20 protein-coding genes are annotated in these 18,981 nt (G+C 70.0%); 12 read left to right on the top strand and 8 right to left on the bottom strand.

Annotated features, from left to right (window positions below):
• Window positions 1-18: 18 nt before the first annotated feature.
• Entirely contained in the window at window positions 19-522 is a 504-nt protein-coding gene (locus tag ACZ6QQ_RS30075) for a roadblock/LC7 domain-containing protein (RefSeq protein ID WP_465880855.1), read from the bottom strand.
• A 433-nt stretch (window positions 523-955) separates the two neighbouring features.
• On the opposite strand from ACZ6QQ_RS30075, the gene ACZ6QQ_RS30080 reads away from it, so the two are divergent.
• From ACZ6QQ_RS30080 to ACZ6QQ_RS30095, 4 genes are all read left to right on the top strand, one after another.
• A complete protein-coding gene (locus tag ACZ6QQ_RS30080) occupies window positions 956-1,318 on the top strand; it encodes a VOC family protein (RefSeq protein WP_465880857.1) in 363 nt (120 codons plus the stop codon).
• 20 nt (window positions 1,319-1,338) lie between these two features.
• Entirely contained in the window at window positions 1,339-2,568 is a 1,230-nt protein-coding gene (locus ACZ6QQ_RS30085) for a deoxyguanosinetriphosphate triphosphohydrolase (RefSeq protein WP_465880858.1), read from the top strand.
• 40 nt (window positions 2,569-2,608) lie between these two features.
• Window positions 2,609-3,637 (top strand): alpha/beta hydrolase, encoded by a 1,029-nt coding sequence (locus ACZ6QQ_RS30090; protein WP_465880859.1) that lies wholly within the window; start codon window positions 2,609-2,611, stop codon window positions 3,635-3,637.
• Window positions 3,638-3,745: 108 nt separating this feature from the next.
• On the top strand, window positions 3,746-4,585 hold the full coding sequence (locus ACZ6QQ_RS30095) for a siderophore-interacting protein (protein ID WP_465880860.1): 840 nt from the start codon (window positions 3,746-3,748) through the stop codon (window positions 4,583-4,585).
• A gap of 33 nt (window positions 4,586-4,618) precedes the next feature.
• Here ACZ6QQ_RS30095 and ACZ6QQ_RS30100 read toward each other — a convergent pair whose 3' ends face one another.
• The 4 genes from ACZ6QQ_RS30100 to ACZ6QQ_RS30115 all read right to left on the bottom strand — a co-directional run bounded on the left by ACZ6QQ_RS30100 (window position 4,619) and on the right by ACZ6QQ_RS30115 (window position 8,220).
• Window positions 4,619-4,873 (bottom strand): hypothetical protein, encoded by a 255-nt coding sequence (locus ACZ6QQ_RS30100; protein WP_465880861.1) that lies wholly within the window; start codon window positions 4,871-4,873, stop codon window positions 4,619-4,621.
• A 100-nt stretch (window positions 4,874-4,973) separates the two neighbouring features.
• Window positions 4,974-5,942 (bottom strand): trypsin-like serine peptidase, encoded by a 969-nt coding sequence (locus tag ACZ6QQ_RS30105; protein ID WP_465880862.1) that lies wholly within the window; start codon window positions 5,940-5,942, stop codon window positions 4,974-4,976.
• Between the two features lie 169 nt (window positions 5,943-6,111).
• Entirely contained in the window at window positions 6,112-7,311 is a 1,200-nt protein-coding gene (locus tag ACZ6QQ_RS30110) for a low temperature requirement protein A (RefSeq protein ID WP_465880863.1), read from the bottom strand.
• A gap of 15 nt (window positions 7,312-7,326) precedes the next feature.
• Window positions 7,327-8,220: an NAD-dependent epimerase/dehydratase family protein gene (locus ACZ6QQ_RS30115; protein ID WP_465880864.1), complete on the bottom strand. Its 894-nt coding sequence runs from the start codon at window positions 8,218-8,220 to the stop codon at window positions 7,327-7,329.
• A 190-nt stretch (window positions 8,221-8,410) separates the two neighbouring features.
• On the opposite strand from ACZ6QQ_RS30115, the gene dnaG reads away from it, so the two are divergent.
• Both dnaG and ACZ6QQ_RS30125 read left to right on the top strand, forming a co-directional pair.
• Window positions 8,411-10,279 (top strand): DNA primase, encoded by a 1,869-nt coding sequence (gene dnaG, locus ACZ6QQ_RS30120; protein ID WP_465880865.1) that lies wholly within the window; start codon window positions 8,411-8,413, stop codon window positions 10,277-10,279.
• Window positions 10,280-10,810 (top strand): hypothetical protein, encoded by a 531-nt coding sequence (locus ACZ6QQ_RS30125; protein WP_465880866.1) that lies wholly within the window; start codon window positions 10,280-10,282, stop codon window positions 10,808-10,810.
• A gap of 67 nt (window positions 10,811-10,877) precedes the next feature.
• On the opposite strand, the gene ACZ6QQ_RS30130 is transcribed toward ACZ6QQ_RS30125, so the two are convergent.
• Window positions 10,878-11,927, bottom strand: a complete 1,050-nt coding sequence (locus ACZ6QQ_RS30130) for a sugar phosphate isomerase/epimerase family protein (RefSeq protein ID WP_465880867.1) — start codon at window positions 11,925-11,927, stop codon at window positions 10,878-10,880.
• 305 nt (window positions 11,928-12,232) lie between these two features.
• Between ACZ6QQ_RS30130 and ACZ6QQ_RS30135 the strand changes: the two genes are divergently transcribed.
• Window positions 12,233-13,165 carry an ABC transporter ATP-binding protein gene (locus ACZ6QQ_RS30135; protein ID WP_465880868.1) on the top strand — a complete coding sequence of 311 codons (933 nt, stop codon included), beginning with the start codon at window positions 12,233-12,235 and terminating at the stop codon, window positions 13,163-13,165.
• Window positions 13,166-13,220: 55 nt separating this feature from the next.
• Here the strand turns inward: ACZ6QQ_RS30135 and ACZ6QQ_RS30140 are convergent, their stop codons facing one another.
• Window positions 13,221-13,490: a winged helix-turn-helix transcriptional regulator gene (locus ACZ6QQ_RS30140; protein ID WP_465880870.1), complete on the bottom strand. Its 270-nt coding sequence runs from the start codon at window positions 13,488-13,490 to the stop codon at window positions 13,221-13,223.
• Between the two features lie 509 nt (window positions 13,491-13,999).
• Here ACZ6QQ_RS30140 and ACZ6QQ_RS30145 point away from each other — a divergent pair.
• Window positions 14,000-15,370: a vanadium-dependent haloperoxidase gene (locus tag ACZ6QQ_RS30145; RefSeq protein ID WP_465880871.1), complete on the top strand. Its 1,371-nt coding sequence runs from the start codon at window positions 14,000-14,002 to the stop codon at window positions 15,368-15,370.
• Window positions 15,371-15,428: 58 nt separating this feature from the next.
• Here ACZ6QQ_RS30145 and ACZ6QQ_RS30150 read toward each other — a convergent pair whose 3' ends face one another.
• On the bottom strand, window positions 15,429-15,638 hold the full coding sequence (locus tag ACZ6QQ_RS30150; RefSeq protein ID WP_465880872.1) for a hypothetical protein: 210 nt from the start codon (window positions 15,636-15,638) through the stop codon (window positions 15,429-15,431).
• A 438-nt stretch (window positions 15,639-16,076) separates the two neighbouring features.
• Between ACZ6QQ_RS30150 and ACZ6QQ_RS30155 the strand changes: the two genes are divergently transcribed.
• The 4 genes from ACZ6QQ_RS30155 (at window position 16,077) to ACZ6QQ_RS30170 (ending at window position 18,852) form a co-directional block, all read left to right on the top strand.
• Window positions 16,077-16,472 (top strand): hypothetical protein, encoded by a 396-nt coding sequence (locus ACZ6QQ_RS30155; protein ID WP_465880873.1) that lies wholly within the window; start codon window positions 16,077-16,079, stop codon window positions 16,470-16,472.
• 98 nt (window positions 16,473-16,570) lie between these two features.
• On the top strand, window positions 16,571-17,782 hold the full coding sequence (locus ACZ6QQ_RS30160; protein ID WP_465880874.1) for a low temperature requirement protein A: 1,212 nt from the start codon (window positions 16,571-16,573) through the stop codon (window positions 17,780-17,782).
• Window positions 17,783-17,821: 39 nt separating this feature from the next.
• Entirely contained in the window at window positions 17,822-18,211 is a 390-nt protein-coding gene (locus tag ACZ6QQ_RS30165) for an ArsR/SmtB family transcription factor (protein ID WP_465880876.1), read from the top strand.
• Window positions 18,208-18,852 (top strand): SRPBCC family protein, encoded by a 645-nt coding sequence (locus ACZ6QQ_RS30170; protein WP_465880877.1) that lies wholly within the window; start codon window positions 18,208-18,210, stop codon window positions 18,850-18,852. Before ACZ6QQ_RS30165 ends, ACZ6QQ_RS30170 begins: the two co-directional genes overlap by 4 nt.
• Window positions 18,853-18,981: the final 129 nt, after the last annotated feature.

An 18,981-nucleotide genomic window follows, 5' to 3' on the forward strand; every position in this document is an offset into this window, starting at 1 on the left:
ACTGTGCTGCCAGCGTTGTCAGTGCAGCCCCGGTGGGCGCAGGCCACCCGTCTCGGCCCAGAGGTCGGCCGGCAGGGTGGCCATCGGCGTCCGTACGGCCAGCGGTGCGGCGGGGTCGGCGGTCGGGATGCTGCCCGTCGTCGCCGCGTGCCGCATCGAGTCGACTATCGTGCCGAGCCGCTGCGCGGTCGCCCGTGCCTCCGGATGGATCCGCTCCACGTTGCTGTCCGGATAGGTCACCAGGGTCAGCAGCCCGTACGCCCCGGCCGGGTAGGTGATCACGCAGCCACCGGCGCTGCGGACGACCGACTCGTGCAGCGCCCCGTGCCCGGCCGACTGGGCGAACCGGTGCCCGATGCCGAGCGTCGCGGCGGAGAGCGCGGCCAGGTGGTGCGGGTCCCCGGCGGTCAGGTCGCAGGCGACCATGAGTCCGTCCACTCCACCGAGCACCGCGCCGGAGAGATCGGGTAGCCGGCGGCGCAGCCGGTACAGCTCGGCCCGGATGGCGGCGTCAGCGTCCACGGGAGAGTCTCCTTTAACTGTCCTGCCGAAGGATCCGGACGGCCGGGCGGGTCCGGGGCGGTGGCGGGTGGCGCGGTGGCAGCGGTGGCGCGGTGGGCAGCCCTGGGCGTGCCCGTCGGGTCGACGCCGGCCGGCAACGCGGATGGTCGCGTGTCGCGGATGGGGCAGCGGGCTGGTCGGCCGCACGCGGACCGGCCGGGATCGCCGCCGGCAGGTGACCTTCTGTTTACGGCACGCTACACCTGGTCCTGGGTGATGTCATCCCGTGACGGTCGGCAATTGGACAGCAACTCTGGACTGATTGGTGGTTGCGCGGGATCACCAATCAGCTGCGTTCGGTGTCGGCAGCTCGGCGGTGCGGCGCCCCGGACAGGCGGGCGTAACCTGGTCGTCACCCAAGTTTGGTCACCCGATCGCAACGGAGGTTTCTGCCATGGGCAGTCTCTGGGAGAACCTCGTGGTCGACGCCCGGGACCCGGCCCGGCTGGCGCGCTGGTGGGCCGAGGCGCTCGGCTACCGGATTACCTACGAGAAGCCCGACGAGGTGGAGATCCGCCGGTCCGCCGACGAACTGCCCGGCCTCATCTTCGTGCCGGTGCCGAGCGGCAAGGAGACGAAGAACCGGCTCCACATCGACCTGCGCCCGGCCGACCAGGAGGCCGAGGTGGAGCGCCTGGTCAACATGGGCGCCCGGCACGTCGACGTCGGGCAACGGCCCAGCGACCGGTGGACCGTACTGGCCGACCCGGAGGGCAACGAGTTCTGCGTACTGGAGGCGCCGTCGACCGCCCCGTGAGCGGGTGACAGGGTGAACGGGTGAACCACGACGGCGACGCCGAGCGCCTGGTCGCCGAGCCACCCAAGGGCAGCGGCGACGGGCGCGGGCCGTACCAGCGGGACCGGGCAAGGGTGCTGCACTCGGCCGCCTTCCGCCGGCTGGCGGCCAAGACCCAGGTGCACACCGCCGGCACCGACGACTTCCTGCGTACCCGGCTGACGCACTCGTTGGAGGTCGCGCAGATCGGCCGGGAGATGGGCCAGCGGCTCGGCGCCGACCCGGACGTGGTCGACGTCGCCGGGCTCGCCCACGACCTCGGGCACCCGCCGTTCGGCCACCACGGGGAGTCGGTGCTGGACGGGCTGGCCCAGTCCTGCGGCGGCTTCGAGGGCAACGCGCAGACGCTGCGCGTACTGTCCCGGTTGGAGGCCAAGGTGCTGCGGCCCGACGGCACCTCCGCGGGCCTCAACCTGACCCGTGCCTCGCTCGACGCGACCGGCAAGTATCCCTGGCCGCGCCGGCCCGGCCAGCGCAAGTTCGGGGTGTACGCCGACGACGCCGAGGTCTTCGACTGGCTGCGCGTGGGTGCCCCGGAGCGGGCGGTCTGCCTGGAGGCTCAGGTGATGGACTGGGCCGACGACGTCGCCTACTCGGTGCACGACGTCGAGGACGGCGTCTACCGGGGCTACCTGCCGCTGCCGGAGTTGCTCGCCGACGTGCACGAGCGGGCCGCGCTCTGCGTCGACGTGGCCGCCAACTACTCCGCCGAGTCCGCCGCCGACCTCTCCGTGGTCCTGGTCGAACTGCTCGCCGACCCGGTGCTGGCACCGCTGGCCGGCTACGACGGCAGCCACCGGGCCCAGGTCGCGCTCAAGCAGACGACCAGCGCGCTGACCGGTCGGTTCGTCGCCGCCGCCGTCGACGCCACCCGCGACCGGTACGGCCCCGGCCCGTTGCGCCGCTACGCCGCCGACCTCGTCGTACCCCGGACCGTCCGGGCCCAGTGCGCGCTGCTCAAGGGCATGGCCCTGCGGTACGTGATGCGCCGCCCCGGCGCCGACCGGTGGTACGCCCGCCAGCGCGAGGTGATCACCGAACTGGTGCACGCGTTGACCGTACGGGCGCCGGACGCGCTCGACCCGGTCTTCGCGCCACTGTGGCGCTCCGCCGGCACCGACCCGGAGCGGCTGCGGGTGGTGATCGACCAGGTCGCGTCGCTGACCGACCCGGCGGCGGTCGCCTGGCACCACCGCCTGGCCGCCGGCTGAGGGGTGGGGGAGCGGTCGGGTACGTGGTTGACTCGGTGCCATGCTGCCCTGGGACACCGAACTGGCCGGCCGGCTCGAACGCCACGTCATCACCTCGGAACTGCTGCGCGGCAACCCGCTCGGCGACCCGCACGAGCGGCCGATCTGGGTCTACCTGCCGCCGGACTACGACGACGACCCGCAGGTGCGCTACCCGAGCGTGTACGTGATCCAGGGTTACACCGGGCACGTGTCGATGTGGGCGAACCGGATGCCGTACCGGCAGCCGTTCGTCGAGACCGCCGACCAGGTCTTCGCCTCGGGCGAGGCCCCCGGCTGCGTCGTGGTGTACGTCGACGCGTGGACCGCGTACGGCGGCTCGCAGTTCGTCGACTCGCCCGGCACCGGGGCGTACCACTCGTACCTGTGTGACGAGGTGGTGCCGTGGGTGGACGCGCGGTACCGGACCATCGTCGACCGGGAGTCGCGGGCGATCTCCGGCAAGTCGTCCGGCGGCTTCGGTGCGCTGATCACCCCGATGCTCCGGCCGGACCTGTTCGGGGCGCTGGCCAGCCATGCCGGCGACACCCTCTACGAGCTGTGTTACGGGCCCGAGTTCGGCAAGGCGGTCCGCTACCTGCGCGAGTACGACCAGGACATCTTCCGCTGGTGGGCGGACTTCCGGTCCCGGCCCTCGTTCACGAAGGCCGGTGACCAGACGCTGTTGAGCATGCTCGGCTGCTCGGCGTGCTTCTCGGCCGCCCCGGACGGTACGCCGCAACTGCCGTTCGACCCGCGTACCGGGGTGTTGCGGCCGGAGCTGTGGCAGCGCTGGCTGGACTGGGATCCGGTCCGGATGGTGGAGCGTCACCGGGAGGCGGTCGGCTCGCTGCGGGCGGTCTGGCTGGACGCGGGGACCAGGGACGAGTGGTTCCTCGATCTCGGCACCGAGGCGTTCCGGGTGGAACTCGCCCGGATCGGGCTGCCGGACGACCGGGTGCGGTTCGAGCTGTTCGACGCCGGGCACGGCGGGATCGACTACCGCTATCCGCTGGCCCTGTCCTGGCTGGCCCACCGCCTGGCCAGGTGAAACCGGCCGGCTGGCAAAGCCCGGGACCGGCGGGCTGGTGGAGCGTGATGTGCGCCTCGATCGGGAATCCGTCCGTCGCCCCGGAGGAACTTAGGCTAACCTAACCTCATGACGGACCGTAGAGCGCGTGCGCAGGTCACTCACGCTACCGTGAGCCGCACCGAACGGCTCACGCCGCACCTGATCAGGGTTGTGCTCGGTGGGCCGGAGCTGGCCGGACTCGACATCGGCCGATGCACCGACCACTACGTCAAGCTGCTCTTCCCCCGGCCGGACGTCGACTACCCGACCCCGTTCGACCTGGAGGCGGTCCGTCGCGACCTGCCGGCGGACCAGTGGCCACGGCTGCGCGCGTACACCGTACGGGCCTTCGACCCGGCGGTGTCGGAGCTGACCATCGACTTCGTCTACCACGGCGAGGAGGGGCTGGCCGGACCGTGGGCGGTCCGCGCCCGTCCCGGCGACCCGGTGATGTTCCTGGGCCCCGGCGGCGGCTACGCACCGGACCCGGACGCCGACTGGCACCTGCTGGTCGGCGACGAGAGCGCCCTGCCGGCCATCGCCGCCACCCTGGAACGGCTGCCGGTGGACGCCACCGCCCGGGTCTTCCTGGAGGTCGCCGGGCCGGCGGAGGAGCTGAAGCTGACCACCGAGGCACAGGCCGAGATCGTCTGGTTGCACCGGGGCACCGGCGCCGTCGGCGAGGCCCTGGTCGCCGCCGTCCGGGCCGCCGACCTTCCCACCGGTACGCCGCACGCGTTCGTCCACGGCGAGGCCGCCTTCGTGAAGGAACTCCGGCACCTGCTCCGGGTCGAGCGCGGCCTGGGCCGCGACCGGCTCTCCATCTCCGGCTACTGGCGGCTCGGCGCCGACGACGAGGGCTGGCGTGCCGCCAAGCCCGAGTGGAACCGTCAGATCGAGGAGCAGGAAGCCCGCGAGATCGGCTGACCGGTTTCGACGCCATCCCTCGGCCGCGACCCGTCACTGCGGGTCGCGACCCTCGGGCATGGGTGCCGGCTCGGCATCGCGCATCCGCTCGGGGGTCCAGTAGTCGGCCGCGCCGCCGGGGCTCGTGCCCGGACTCGGGTTCACGGTCTCGCTGATCTCGGCCGGGCGGCCACCGTCGCCCGGCGTCGGCTCGGCGGGGGTCGAGCGGAGTTGGCCGACCACGCCCGCGACACCGGCGAGCAGGACGGCGACGGTCGCGCCGGTGATGAGGACGGCTCGGGCGGACATGGCATCGCCTCCGGAAATAGCGCTCGCTCTTCATGGTGCCAGGCGAACCGGACGCGGGTGCCCCGCAATTCTCGCGAGGCACCCGCGGATCGGTGATCCTTTACCAGGTCTGGTTGGCGTAGGTGCGGTAGAGGGTGCCGGCTACGGCGTCGGAGAAGTACGGCGATCCGATGTACGAGGGATTGTTCGAGTCATTCGTGTAACTGGTGACCCCGTGTACGTCGCCGATCCTGAGCGTGTTGTCGTAGCTGTAGTACCACGGGCCACCGCTGGACCCGCCGCCCCACGGGCAGCCCATCTCGATCCGGTTGCTGCCGGCGTCGCTCGACGTCCCGGAGCAGCTCCACTGCACCTCGCCGCTGTCCCGGTTGCTCGGGTAGCCGAAGATGTCGTAGTGGTAGGAGCGGCCGCCGCCGGTGAGCAGACCGTTGCCGCCGACCGCGTCGACCACCGACCGGCTGCCGAAGACGAGGGCGATCGCGACGTCGTACTGCCGCTCGCGGGTGTTGATCCACCCGGTCGGCACCGCCAACGTCGACCAGTCCCAGGTTCCGTAGGGCTGCGCGCCGTTGCGGTACGAGGGGACGAACATCCAGTTCTCGGTGTGCCAGGTCCGGCCGGGTCCGTCGTGCAGGCAGTGCGCGGCGGTGATCACCATGTTCCGGGCCGGGTTGTTGATGACGCTGGCCGAGCAGTAGTTGCCCTGGCCGGTGGTCGAGTTGGTGAAGAAGATCTTGCCGACCGTGATCGATTCGTTGAGCTGGATCGCCCGGTCCGAGGCGGCGCGCGGTGACGGGGTGCCGTACGCGTAGCGGGTGACCGCGTTGTCCACGGGCAGCTTCTCGACCGCGCCCTTGTCCGGCGCGGACGCCGTCTCGTCGAGCGGGGTGGCCGCCGCGAGCCGCGCGGGCGTCCAGTAGGTGGTGGGGTCGCCGCCGGTCCGGGCCGTCCGGGTGACCTGGGTGACGCCGTTGTCCCTGCTCCCGGCGACCGGCCCGGCCTGCGCGGGTACGGCGTGGAGCATCGGCAGTAGGAGGGCGGGAATGATGAGTAGGCGGACTTTGCGCACGACTGTTTCCCCTCGTGAGTACGAAAGTCGGCACGGAATGGGGCCCGTCGTTCATCGCGATGCTTCGAAGCCAACCAATGAAAGTTGTTCGCGTCAATCGGATTGAGAAACTTCGATGGTGTCCGACACCCGACCGCCGACACCGGATGAATGTCGGGCGCGGCGGATATCAGGTCTCGGCGGTACGGGAACCGCTCAGGTGCACGATGTGCCGGCTGACCGCGATCGCGTACCCGATCATCAACAGGGCGAGCAGCGCGAGCAGGGTCATCGGATCGCTCACCAGGAACGCGATCAGACCGACCGGGGCGACCCCGCAGACCGCGATGATCGCCCGTGAGCGCGGCACGTAACCCAGTGAGACCCACTGGAGGCAGAGCCCGCAGAGCATCCAGGTGACCAGCCCCAGCGCGAGCAGCCAGCGCAGCCGGTGCGGCAGCTCCGGTGCGTGCACGCTGACCTGCCCGACGACCTCCCCGAGTGCCCAGCCGAGCAGCAGCAGCGCGGCGCCGAGGAACGAGTGCACGTACGAGTAGGCGAGTCCCGCGTTCAGCCGGGGCACGGCCAGGCCGGTGGTCACGAAGGTGGTGTAGACCCACCAGACCGCCGCCGGGATCACCAGGGCGATGGCGGCGGCCACCACCACGTCGACCTCCGGGCGCGGGGCGATCGCGTCCCGCAGGTCGGTCAGGGTGGTGCCGAGCAGGATGATGGTGAACTGACCGATCCGTTCGGGCAGGTGCGAGGTGTCGACCGGGATCCGGGCGGTCCGGGACCGGCCCACCCACGGGGTGGCGAACTCGATCACGAGGGCGATCGTCCAGAGCAGCGGGCGCAGGTGCTCGGGTACGCCCAACGAGGCGATCCAGACCAGGACGCCGGTCCCGAAGCCGATCAGGTACACCGTGGTGAGCCGGCGGGTGACCGGGCCGCTGTTGTGCACCCGCAGGTAGAGCACGATCAGCATGCAGCGTACGACGATGTAGCCGACCGGCAGCAGCAGCGTGTGCGGGGCGCTGCCGGCGCCGATCGCCATCGCCCCGGCGCCCACCATGCCGATGAGTACGGCCAGCCGGTGGATGATGTCGTCCGGGTCGAACCGGGTGTCGTAGAACGCCTGCCCGATCCAGGCCAACCAGACCACCGCGTAGAGGCCGAAGGTGGCGAACAGGTCACCGAGGTGCGGGGTCGGCGTGTCCAGCCGGTTCTGCACCGTGGCCAGGGCGAGCACGAAGACCAGGTCGAAGAAGAGTTCCAGCCAGGTGGCGTGCCGTTCGTCCTGGTCGAGGGGGAGTTCGGACTCGTGCAGCTGGAGCCGTAGCCAGCCGATGCCACGGCGGCGTATGTTCGCCGGTTTCCACCAGGCCACCGTGTCTTCGCCCGGTCAGATCCGGCGCGCGTACGAGCCGGTTTCGATCTCGTCGAGCAGGGACGGTCCGATCGGCTTCCAGCCGAGTTCGGCGCGGGCCCGGTCCCCGGTGGCCTGCTGGTCGAGGCCGAACGCCTCCGCCAGCGGACCCAACCGGCGGCGGGTCTGCTCCGGCGGTTCGGGGGCGATCCGCCCGCCCAGCCCGAGGGTCCGGCTGGCGGCGGTGGCGATCTCGCGCATGGTCGGGTTCACCCCGTTGACCCCCAGGTAGTACGAGCCCGGCTTCCCCCGATGCGCCGCCGAGGCGTACAGGGTGGCCACGTCGTCGATGTGGATTCCGGTCCAGTGCTGGTCGCCGGTGCCGGGAAAGAGCAGGGCCGGTTCGGGGTCCGACGACTGCGGGCCGTCGACGATCATCCGGGGCAGACCGGAGCCGTGGCCGTAGACGACACCGGGCGAGATGATCACGTTGCGGATGCCGCTGGCGTTGCGGACCCGCTCGATGATCGCCGGCCGCCAGGCGGTGACCTCCGGTGGGTCGAACGGGGCGTCCTCGTCGGCGACGCCGTGGGTGTTGCCGTGCACCCAGATGCCACTGCTGTGGATGTAGAACTTGCCGCTGCCCTCCAGCCCGGCCAGGACGCCGTCCACCACCGCGTTGTCGAACGCGTCGGTGATCTGCCCGCCCGGTGTGACCAGGTGGATCACCCCGTCGGCGTCGCGGGCGGACCGGCTGAGCAGTTCGCTGTCGGTGACGTCGCCCCGGATCGCGGTGGCTCCGGTGGCGGTGACCGTGGCGACGCCGTCGTCGCTGCGGACGATCGCGGTCACCTCGTGCCCGTCGAGCAGCAGCGCCGGCAGTACGGCGGAGCCGATGTACCCGGTCGCACTGGTGAGCAGAATGCGCATGGTTATGACGATGCCATGCTATTGATCCTCTGATGGGCGGTCCGAGTGATTCGGCCCGGTGACCCCGACCCGGCGACCGGCGGGTGTCACCAGCGGTACCACCCGGCGGCCGACAGGTGTCACGAATGCCACCCGGAGCGGGCCGGATCCGTGCGACAGGGCAGGATGTACGCCTGAGGGGGTGGCGCGAATGGCGGGGCGGATCAAGGACGAGGACATCACGTTGGTCCGTGAGCGCACCTCGATCGCCGACGTGATCTCCGAGACGGTGACGCTCAAGTCGGCCGGCGGCGGCAACCTCAAGGGCCTCTGCCCGTTCCACGACGAGAAGACACCGTCGTTCACCGTCTCACCCGCGCGCAACGTCTACTTCTGCCACGGCTGCGGCGCCGGTGGCGACGCGATCAAGTTCCTGATGGACGCCGAGCACCTGTCGTTCCTGGAGTCGGTCGAACGGCTCGCCGGCCGGGCCGGCATCCAGCTGCGCTACACCGAGGCCGGCCCGGCGCCCGTACGCCAGCAGCAGGGCCAGAAGCAGCGGCTGGTCGCCGCACACGCCGCCGCGGTCGAGTTCTACGCCGGGCAGCTCGGCACCGCCGGGGCCCGCCCGGCCCGCGAGTTCCTGGCCCAGCGGGGCTTCGACCGGGCCGCCGCCGAGCGCTACGGCTGCGGCTTCGCCCCCGACGGCTGGGACCTGCTCACCAAGCACCTGCGGCAGCGCGGCTTCAGCCCGCAGGAGCTGATCACCGCCGGGCTGGCCCGGGAGGCGCGGTCCGGCTCGTTGATCGACCGGTTCCGGCGCCGGCTGCTCTGGCCGATCCGGGAACTGACCGGGGACGTGATCGGCTTCGGTGCCCGCAAGCTGTTCGACGACGACGACGGCCCGAAGTACCTGAACACCCCCGAGACGCCGCTGTACAAGAAGTCGCACGTGCTCTACGGCATCGACCAGGCCAAACGGGAGATCGCCAAGCAGGGGCGGGCGGTGATCGTCGAGGGTTACACCGACGTGATGGCCTGCCACCTGGCGGGCGTACCGACGGCGGTGGCGACCTGCGGCACCGCCTTCGGCGCGGACCACATCGGCGTACTGCGGCGGCTGCTGCTGGACACCGACGCGGTGGCCGGCGAGATCATCTTCACCTTCGACGGGGACGCCGCCGGACAGAAGGCGGCGCTGCGCGCCTTCGAGGACGACCAGCGGTTCGTCGGGCGTACCTTCATCGCGGTCAGCCCCGACAACATGGACCCGTGCGACCTGCGGCTGGCAAAGGGCGACATGGCCGTCCGCGACCTGATCGCCCGCCGCGAGCCGCTGGTCGACTTCGCGCTGCGGCACGTGCTCAACCGGTTCGACCTGGACACCGTCGACGGCCGGGTGGAGGCGATGCGCCAGGCCGCGCCGCTGGTCGCGAAGCTCAAGGACCGGGAGAAACGCCCGGAGTACGTCCGCAAGCTCGCCGGTGACCTCGGCATGGAGATCGAGCCGGTGCAGCGGGCCGTGCTCAACGCCGCCGCCGCGCCCACCAGACCCACCCCCGGCGGTACGGCTCCCGCCCCGACCCGAACCGCCACCCCGGCGGTGGACAACCCGCAGGTGATGGTGGAGCGGGAGGCGTTGAAGCTCGCCCTCCAGGAGCCGGTGCTGGCCGGGCCGATGTTCGACGCCCTCGGCCCCGAGGTGTACCTGCACCCGATGCACCACGGCGTCCGGGCGGCGATCACCGAGGCCGGTGGCGCGGCGAGCGGGGCCGCCGGAGCGGTCTGGATCGAACGGGTCCGGGACGCCTGCGTCGACCTCGGCGGCCGGGCCCTGGTCGGCGAGCTGGCGGTGGAGCCGCTGCGGATCGACGGCGAGCCGGATCCGCGTTACGTCTCGATCACGTTGGCCCGGCTGGAGTGGGCGTCGGTGACCAACCGGATCCGGGACCTGAAGTCCAAGGTGCAGCGGATCAACCCGGTGGCCAACAAGGACGACTATTTCGCGCTCTTCGGTGAGCTGCTCTCGTTGGAGCAGCACGCGCGGGCGTTGCGCGAGCAGGCTGCGGGAGGTTTCTGAGTGGGACTGTTCAACCGGAAGCCGAAGCTGCCGGCGGACAAGCGACCGCCGCTGGAGCGGGACGAGCGGATGCTCTCCTGGGCGGCCACGTCCAACGGCGACGGGGTCGTGGTGGTCAGCAACCGAGGGCTCTGGCTGCCCGGTCGGGCGCACCGGCTGGGCTGGCACGAGATCAACAAGGCGGTCTGGTCCGGGCGCGAACTGGCGGTCACCCCGGCGCGGACGGTGGCGGAGCGGGACGGCTACCTGGTGGTGGCCGATCTGCCGGTGGAGACGTACCTGCTGTTGGAGCCGGGGGACGTGCCGCACCAGGTACGCGCACGGGTGACCAGCTCGGTGTCGTACACCGCACACCACCGGCTGACGGCGGACGGTGGGGTACGGGTCGCGGCCCGGCGGGTCAGCGGCGTCGACGGCCTGTGTTGGACGGTCCGCTACGACCTCGGTACGCCGCTCGACGACCCGACGGTGGTGGCGCAGACCGACGCGCTGGTGGCGGCGGCCCGCGAGACCGGCGACCTGCCCGAGTGAGCACCGCCCGGTATCGGGAACGGTCCGCCGGCCGGGCAGGGGGCTCCCGGCCGACGGACCCGGCGACTCAGAAGCGGGTCGCCTTCATGGCGTTCACGCTGCGCTGGGTGGCGCCCCAGACACCACCCTGCTCGACCGGGGTCGAGCCGGCGTTGTCCTGCTCCCAGATGTAGTGGTGGGCGTCGAGCGACTTCAGGCTGGCGAAGAAGTCCTCGAACGGCACGTACCCGCCCGGTACGCCGAACTCGGTGATCGAGAGGCTGGTGCCCTCGGCGTTGAGCAGGCCGTCCTTGACGTGGAAGAGCGGGAACCGCTCCTGCTTCTGGGCGATCGTCCTGATCGGGTCGAGGTTCTTCCGGCGGGTGATGCCGTCCTCGTCCACGTAGGTCTTGAACCGCACCTGGGCCTGGTACGCCCAGTAGATGTCCAGCTCGAAGTAGACCAGCTCCGGGTCGGTCAGGCCGAAGAAGTACTCCAGGCCGCGCTGACCGGTGGACCGGGTCGGCTTGCCATTGGCGTCCAGCGGGCCGGCGTCGAGCAGGAAGTTGTACTCGCCGTCGTGGTTGTGCTGGTAGAACTTGAGCCCGCGCGCCTTGGCGGCCCCGCCGACGGCGTTGTACTGGTCGGCGGCGATCCGCCAGTCGGTCTTGTACCGGCTGCCGGTCGGCGCGTTCGCGGTGCCGACGTACTTCATGCCGAGCATCTCGGCGATGTCGAGCTGCCGGGTCAGGTCGGTCTGGAACGAGCCGAAGCCGACGTGCGAACCGACGGCCTTGAGCCCGTTGTCGTCCAGCAGCTTGCGGATGGCCAGGATGTCGGCGTCGGTCGGGTTGGTGCCGTAGCCGGCGAACTCGATCTCCTTGAAGCCGAGCTGGGCCAGCTTCGGCAGCTTGTCGGCGAACGGCGCCGGGTCGCTGCGGACCGAGTAGAGCTGGATCCCGATCTTGCCGACCGGCAGCCGGTGACCCTGGCTGTCGCGTACCGCGCCGCCGTCGGCGGCCTGGGCCATTCCGGTGAACGGGCCGGCGACGGTGATCGCGCTGGCGGCGGCGCAGGCGGACAGACCGAGGAACCCTCGGCGGCTCCAGGCGGGGGTGGTGGTGTCTGGTGAGGCCATCGTTGGCTTCCCTTTCAGCTCTCGGTGGGCAGGTGTGGTGCTGGCGTGCGCCGATTCGCCGAAGTGCGGAGCCGACCCGGGGGCTCTGTGCCACGAGAGCCGGGGCCCTGCGCCAACAGGGTCGGGATTCCGAGCGGGCCGATCTCCCGTTGCGGACCGTACCCGCGATCAAGGTCAAAAAGGAAGGGTCATCCGACGGGAAACTTTCTCTCCGCAGGCGACAGATTTGCGTTCATGAAAATGACATTCGTAACCTGACGGAAACTCGCTGGGAGGTGTCGTACCGCCGGGCTAGGGTCGTCGCCGTGGCCACGCAACAACCTCTCATCCAAGCTCGCGGACTGGTCAAGCGGTTCGGTGACTTCACCGCCGTCGATGGGATCGATGTGGAGGTGCGGCCCGGCGAGGCGTTCGGCTTCCTCGGCCCCAACGGCGCCGGCAAGAGTTCGACCATGCGCATGGTCGGCTGCGTCTCCCCGCCCACCGGCGGCGAGTTGCGCATCCTCGGCATGGACCCGATGCGCGACGGCCCGGCGATCCGGGCCCGGCTCGGCGTCTGCCCGCAGACCGACAACCTCGACCCCGAGCTGACCGTGCGGGAAAACCTGACCACCTACGCCCGCTACTTCGGCATCCCGCGCCGGATCGCCCGCCAGCGTTCCGTCGAGCTGCTCGACTTCGTCCAGCTCACCGAGCGGGCCAACAGCAAGGTCGAGCCGCTCTCCGGTGGCATGAAGCGCCGGCTCACCATCGCCCGCGCCCTGGTCAACGAGCCCGAGATCGTGCTGCTCGACGAGCCGACCACCGGGCTCGACCCGCAGGCCCGGCACCTGGTCTGGGAGCGACTGTTCCGGCTCAAGCAGCAGGGCGTCACACTGGTGCTCACCACCCACTACATGGACGAGGCCGAGCAGCTCTGCGACCGGCTGGTGGTGATGGACGGCGGCCGGATCGCCGCCGAGGGCTCGCCCCGCGACCTGATCGAGCGCTACTCGACCCGTGAGGTGGTGGAGCTGCGCTTCCCTACCCGTTCGCAGGAGGAGTTCGCCGGCAAGCTCTCCGGCATCGCCGAGCGCACCGAGGTCCTGCCCGACCGCATCCTGCTCTACGTCGACAACGGTGACGCCGCCCTGACCGAGGTGCACAACCGCGCCCTGGTCCCGGCCAGCTCCCTGGTCCGCCGCAGCAGCCTGGAGGACGTCTTCCTCCACCTCACCGGCCGCACCCTGGTCGACTGACCCACCCGGTCAGCCAGTGGCGGTCCCACCGCTGGGCATTGGCAATTTGCGAACCTCAATTGATGTGCGGCGCCCGACGTCCCCACTGTTCCAGCTCGCGGAGCACCGGCTCAAGCTGACGACCCCAGGCGGTCAGTTCGTAGACGCGTACCGACTCGGGGGCGGGCAGGTCGCGGTAGTCGACCACCTCGAACTCGACCAGCTCGCGCAGCCGCTTGCTCAGCACGTTCGGGCTGATGCCGGGCAGGCCGGCGAGCAGGTCGGGGAACTGCTTCGGGCCGGGCATCAGGTCACGTACCACCAGCAGTCCCCACCGCTCACCCACGACGTCCAGGCTGCGGGCAACACCGGACGGATCTCCGTAACTACGACTACTGGTCACAGCGGCAGGCTACGCTGCCGCGCCGCCCCGGCTTCACCCTGTCCGCATGATCCACGCGCGCTGAGCTGTCGATGGAGCGGCCCTGACGACAGCTCAGCGCGCGTGGATCACCAGATCGAGCGGAGGCCCCGTCGTCGATGCGGTGGGTTCTCGATCCAGTCGAGGAAACGGGCGTCGATCTGTTCCGGCATGAACCCGTCCAACTCCGCCGCAGCCCGACCGCGAAAGTGGCGCCCATGAAGGTCGTCATCTTCTCCGGCTCGCGGTCGTAGGGCGCTCGCAGCCGACGACGGAATACCACGCACGGCCACGCCTCGCGGCAATCCCGGCAACGCCAGTCCGGCGCATGTCTTCCTCTCGGACGCCGCCCGCCGCTCGTGACTCAAGCTCTCGGCCGCACAGGGCCTGGCTGCGTCGTCGGTCGAATGTAAAAGCGATGCTATGATCGATCGTTGTCGATTCCGATCGTGTGCCGCGTGCTTTCGACAGCCCGCATCGACAGCCTAACGACGGGGGAACTCATGACCAGCCGCAACCGCGCGCGTAGTGCGATCTGGTTACGCATCATTTCCGTGACCATCGCGCTCGGCGCGCTGGTCGCGTCCACGGTGACCGGGCCGGCGCCCTCCGCCGCAGCCGCGACCTCCGGCACCGGTCCCGTCAATCCGGTGATCACCTGGGACATCAATGCCCAGACGGCGATCTGGGACGTCGCGGCTCAGCAACCGAACGAGCAGGTGCGCAGCTTCGCAATGGTGAGCGGAGCCGTCTACGACGCGCTCAACGCAATTGGCGGCACGCCGTACCAGCCGTACCTCGCCGCACCGCCGTCGAGCGGGACCGAGTCGGCGGACGCTGCCGTCGCCACCGCCGCCCACGATGTGCTCGCCGCCCTCTTCCCCTCTCAGCAGGAGCGGCTTCGGGCACAGTACGACGCGGCCCTCGCCCCGATTCCCGACGGCCGGTCGAAGCGGGGCGGCATCACGATCGGGGCACGAGCCGCGGCTGCGATGGTCACCGCACGGCAGGACGACGGCGCGTTCGGGGACCAGCAGTGGCGGAACGGGACAGGACCCGGCCAGTGGCGACCCGCGCCGCCGCTGTTCCTGTCCCAGGGCGCATGGACCGGACACATGCGGCCGTTCCTCATTCCCCGTGCGACGATGTTCCGCATACCCGAGCCGCCGCGCTTGACCAGCAGCGCGTACACCCGCGACTTCGACGAGGTGAAGAAAGTCGGCTCGGCGACCAGCACGGTGCGTACCCGGGACCAGGCGGAGGCCGCGATCTGGTGGCACGACCGGCGTTCCGCCTCCTGGGAGATCAAACGACAGCTCGCCACCACCCAACGGCTCGACGCCCTGCGGACCGCGCGCTTCTTCGCAATGACCGACCTCATCGTGGCCGATGCAGGAGTGGCGTGCTTCAGCCAGAAGGACCTCTGGAGCTACTGGCGTCCGATCACGGCGATCCAACTGGCCGACACGGACGGTAACCCGAGGACGGCCGCCGACCCAGGCTGGCAATCGTTGCTCGTCACGCCCCCCTTCCCCGAATACCCCTCCGGCCACGCCTGCGGCACCGGCGCGCGGATGTCGCTGTACCGATATTTCTTCGGCCGAGACGACATCGCGTTCAGCGGATCCAGCGTCGACTCCGGCACGACCCGGCAATTCACCAGCTTTTCGCAAGCGCTCAACGAGCTCATCGGGGCGCGCGTCTGGGGCGGAGTCCACTTCCGCACTGCCGATGTCGAGGGGGCGAAACTCGGTGAGGAGGTCTACCGCTACGCGGTCGGGCGCTACTTCCGCCCCCTGAGGTAGCCTGTCGGCCGCCCGGCCCGCTCCCTCCGTACGCCGACGCGAACTGCTCGCGGAGGCGTTAGCGGTTTGCCGGCAGCAGAACGGTGGTGATGACGGCGGCACCCACACCGAGCAGGCCGACGAGGTACTGCCAACTGTCGCCGATGCCCCGGGTTCTGCCTGTGATGGCGGCCACCCGGTCATTCAGTGCGATGATTTTCTCGCCCAACGACGCGATGCGCTCCTCCGCCTCGATGCGGGGCAGGAGGTTGCGCTCGCGGTCGTTCATTGCCGCCCGCCATTCGGAGCGTCCTGGAGGCGGACCGGTGTCGGGACGCGAAGGCAACGCACCAGCGATCCGCCCGGACATCCGCGTCTGCACCGTGGGGGTGGCGACCGTCGCTCGCCCGAGAGGTGGACGCGTATGCCGAAGGTGCGGACAAATGGCGGGTTCCGGACTGGCGGGATGCTCGTTGACCTGCAACTATGGGAGATGTAGAGGTGTCGTGCCCGCTCGTCGGGTGCCTCCACAGTCGATCATCCGAAGTATCGACGCGGGCGTCGCCCGGCTGCCGTCGACACCCCGTTTCGGGCGGGTTGTCGGCGGAACACCCCTTCCGGTTCCATCCATCCGACGTGGCGCGACACGGAACGGAAGCAGGGGATCCTCCATGAGCGAGCGAATGACCATTGCCGAACGACGGGATCGACGAGTGCGGGCGCTGACATGAACACGACACCGCGTTCGTCGAGCGAGAACGATGCCTACAGTCGTGGACTGGATGCCGGACGGATCGAGCAGCGACTCCAGGGTCACGACGACCATTTCGAGAAAATCAACGGCTCGATCGACGAGATGACCTCGGCGCTACAGAACCTCACTGACGAGATGCGCTCGAACGTCAACCGGTTCAGTGCCGACGTTACTTCTGATCGTCGCGATGCCGGGGAACGGGAGAAGATCGCGGTGACCGTCGCCGCCGCCCTGGTGGAGAAGGCGACCAACGTACGCGAGGAAAAGACTCAGCGGTGGACGGCGTGGCAGCGGTTGTTCGCCGTCATCGGCGCGATCATCCTGGTTGCCAACTTCACCCTGGGGATCTACCTCGCGCTCACTCGTTGATCCGTGTCGTGTCGGCGCCCGGTTGGCCATTTCGGCATGCCCCACCGCTGTCGCGTGATACGAATATCGGCGGTGGATGAGGTGAGGCGGACGAATTAGTGGCGGGTAAACAGGCGGCGGGGCTGCTCCGGAAGCGGGAGCATCCGCGCCAGGCGTCCGCGCTCGAACTCTTCTTCGACCTGGCCTTCATCTTCGCGCTCAACCTGCTGTCGCGGCGCCTGTTCGACGACCTCGCCTGGATGAACCTGCTCCAGACGCTGATCCTGTTCGCCGGCATCTACTGGATCTGGATCGCGACCGCGTGGGCGACGGACTGGTACAACCCCAACGTGCCGGTGATCCGGGGGCTCGTACTGAGCGTCATGTTCGTGGGACTGCTGATGTCGGCCGCGGTGCCGACCGCCTTCGGGCCGCACGGACTGCTCTTTGCCGGCGCGTACGTCTTCATCCACCTCGGCCGGGGTGTCCTGCTGATCTCGTTGCTGCACGGGCATCCGCTGCAACGCCGTTCGGTGCTGGTCGGGCTCTGGTTCGCCATCTCCGCCGTGCCGTGGCTGGTCGGCGCGTTCGTGCCGGAGCCGGCGCGGGTGGTGCTGTGGCTGATCGCGCTCGGCATCGACTACGGAATCGCCTGGCTCGGGTGGCCGACGCCGGGGCTGGGGCGGGTGCCGGACGCGAATCTCCGCAACGTCGGCGAGCACCTGGCAGAGCGTTACGAGCAGGTTTTCATCATCGCCCTGGGCGAGGTGATCCTGGTGAACGGTCTGGCTTATGTCAGTGCGGGGATCAGACCGTTGACGACGATCGCGTTCGCGCTCTCCTTCCTTACCGTGGTGCTGCTGTGGCGCGGTTACCTGGTGCCCGGTGGTCTGCGGATCGGCGGCATTCTCGACCAGAACCGGCCCCGGTTGGCGGTCTCGGTCGCGTTCTGCCACGCCCTGGTGCTCGCCGGAACGCTGCTCACCGCCGTCGGCAACGAGGTACTCATCACCGAACCGACCAGTGATCCCCAGGACCAGCGGGTGATGCTGATCGTGGGTGGGGCGGCGTTCTTCCTGTTCGGCCGGTTCCTGTTCCACGTGACGGTGTTCCGGCGGCTGCCGTGGCCGGGGCTGGTCGGGCTGGGCATCCTCGGCGGCCTCGTGCCGGTGCTGCTCGGGCTGCCACCGATCGGGGTCTCGGTGATCACCAGCGTCGCGCTCCTGGGTGCCCTTGTGATCGACATTCTCCTCGTCCGGCGGTCCGAGGGGGTGAAGCGGTCCGGGGAGTTCGAGGACTTCGGTTCGGAGCCCTGGCCTGGCAGTGGTTAAGCTTTGACTTATATAAGCACTACCTGATAGCTTCGCGCCGTGCACGCGTTCGACGTACTGGGGGATCCGGTGCGGCGGCGGATCCTCGAACTGCTCGCCGAGGGCGAGCTGACCTCGGGGGCGATCACCACGGTGATCTCCGAGGAGTTCGGGATCAGTCAGCCGGCGGTGTCGCAGCACCTCCGGGTGCTGCGCGAGAACGGCTTCGCGACCGTACGACCACAGGGCGCCCGCCGCCTCTACGCGGTGAACTCCGAACCCCTGCGGGACGTCGACGTGTGGCTGGACCGCTTCCGACGGTTCTGGACCCCGCACCTGGCCGCGCTGGCGACCGAGATCGCCCGGGGCAAGCGGGAGCGCCGCCTGCACCCACCCGAGACGCAGACAGACCGGACCGACGACCGGACAGAGCAGGGGAGAGATTCATGATCGATGTGAACCAGCAGATCAACGCGGTGCGGCGGCAGGTCGGCAAGCGCGTACTGGAGGCGGGACAGGCGCGGGTACAGACCATCAGCCAGGTCTACGACACCACGCTCGACGACCTGTGGGACGCCTGCACCACGCCCGAACGGATCGCCCGGTGGTTCCTGCCCGTCACCGGGGACCTGCGGGTCGGCGGTCGCTACCAACTAGAGGGCAACGCGGGCGGCGTTGTCGAGCGCTGCGACCCGCCGAAGGGCTTCGCCGCCACCTGGGAGTTCGGTGGCCAGGTGAGCTGGATCGAGGTCCGGCTGGACACCGAGCCGACCGGCGGCACCCGGTTCGAGTTGGAACACGTCGCCCACGTCGACGACGAGCTGTGGCGTCAGTACGGTCCGGGCGCCACCGGCGTCGGCTGGGACGGCGCGCTGGTGGGCCTCGGCCTGTACCTCGCCGCAGGCGGCGACGCACCCGTCGACCGGGCCGCGGTCGAGGCGTGGTCCGCCTCCGACGAGGGCCGGGAGTTCTTCACCCGCAGCAGCGAGCGCTGGCGCGACGCGAGCATCGAGGCCGGCACCGACCCGACCGAGGCAGCCGAGGCCGCCGACCGGACCACCGCCTTCTACACCGTCGCGCCGGAGGCCTGACGTACGTCGGTGGGGGGGGGGGGGGGGGGGGGGGGAAAGAAAGGGGAACACCCGAAGAGGGGAAAGGGGTATGGGGGGGCCCAATAGGAGCTCATGTTTCCTCCGTATGTAGGTGGGGGGTGGGCGTGG

The sequence above is a fragment of the Micromonospora sp. NPDC049529 genome, from assembly GCF_055586685.1.

Bases quoted from the DNA above. Each gene is read 5' to 3' on its own strand.
- ACZ6QQ_RS30115 (WP_465880864.1), bottom strand. From the start codon at position 8,220: ATGCGCATTCTGCTCACCAGTGCGACCGGGTACATCGGCTCCGCCGTA.
- ACZ6QQ_RS30170 (WP_465880877.1), top strand. From the start codon at position 18,208: ATGATCGATGTGAACCAGCAGATCAACGCGGTGCGGCGGCAGGTCGGC.
- ACZ6QQ_RS30150 (WP_465880872.1), bottom strand. From the start codon at position 15,638: ATGAACGACCGCGAGCGCAACCTCCTGCCCCGCATCGAGGCGGAGGAG.
- ACZ6QQ_RS30095 (WP_465880860.1), top strand. From the start codon at position 3,746: ATGACGGACCGTAGAGCGCGTGCGCAGGTCACTCACGCTACCGTGAGC.
- ACZ6QQ_RS30130 (WP_465880867.1), bottom strand. From the start codon at position 11,927: ATGGCCTCACCAGACACCACCACCCCCGCCTGGAGCCGCCGAGGGTTC.
- dnaG (WP_465880865.1), top strand. From the start codon at position 8,411: ATGGCGGGGCGGATCAAGGACGAGGACATCACGTTGGTCCGTGAGCGC.
- ACZ6QQ_RS30090 (WP_465880859.1), top strand. From the start codon at position 2,609: ATGCTGCCCTGGGACACCGAACTGGCCGGCCGGCTCGAACGCCACGTC.
- ACZ6QQ_RS30100 (WP_465880861.1), bottom strand. From the start codon at position 4,873: ATGTCCGCCCGAGCCGTCCTCATCACCGGCGCGACCGTCGCCGTCCTG.
- ACZ6QQ_RS30080 (WP_465880857.1), top strand. From the start codon at position 956: ATGGGCAGTCTCTGGGAGAACCTCGTGGTCGACGCCCGGGACCCGGCC.
- ACZ6QQ_RS30155 (WP_465880873.1), top strand. From the start codon at position 16,077: ATGAACACGACACCGCGTTCGTCGAGCGAGAACGATGCCTACAGTCGT.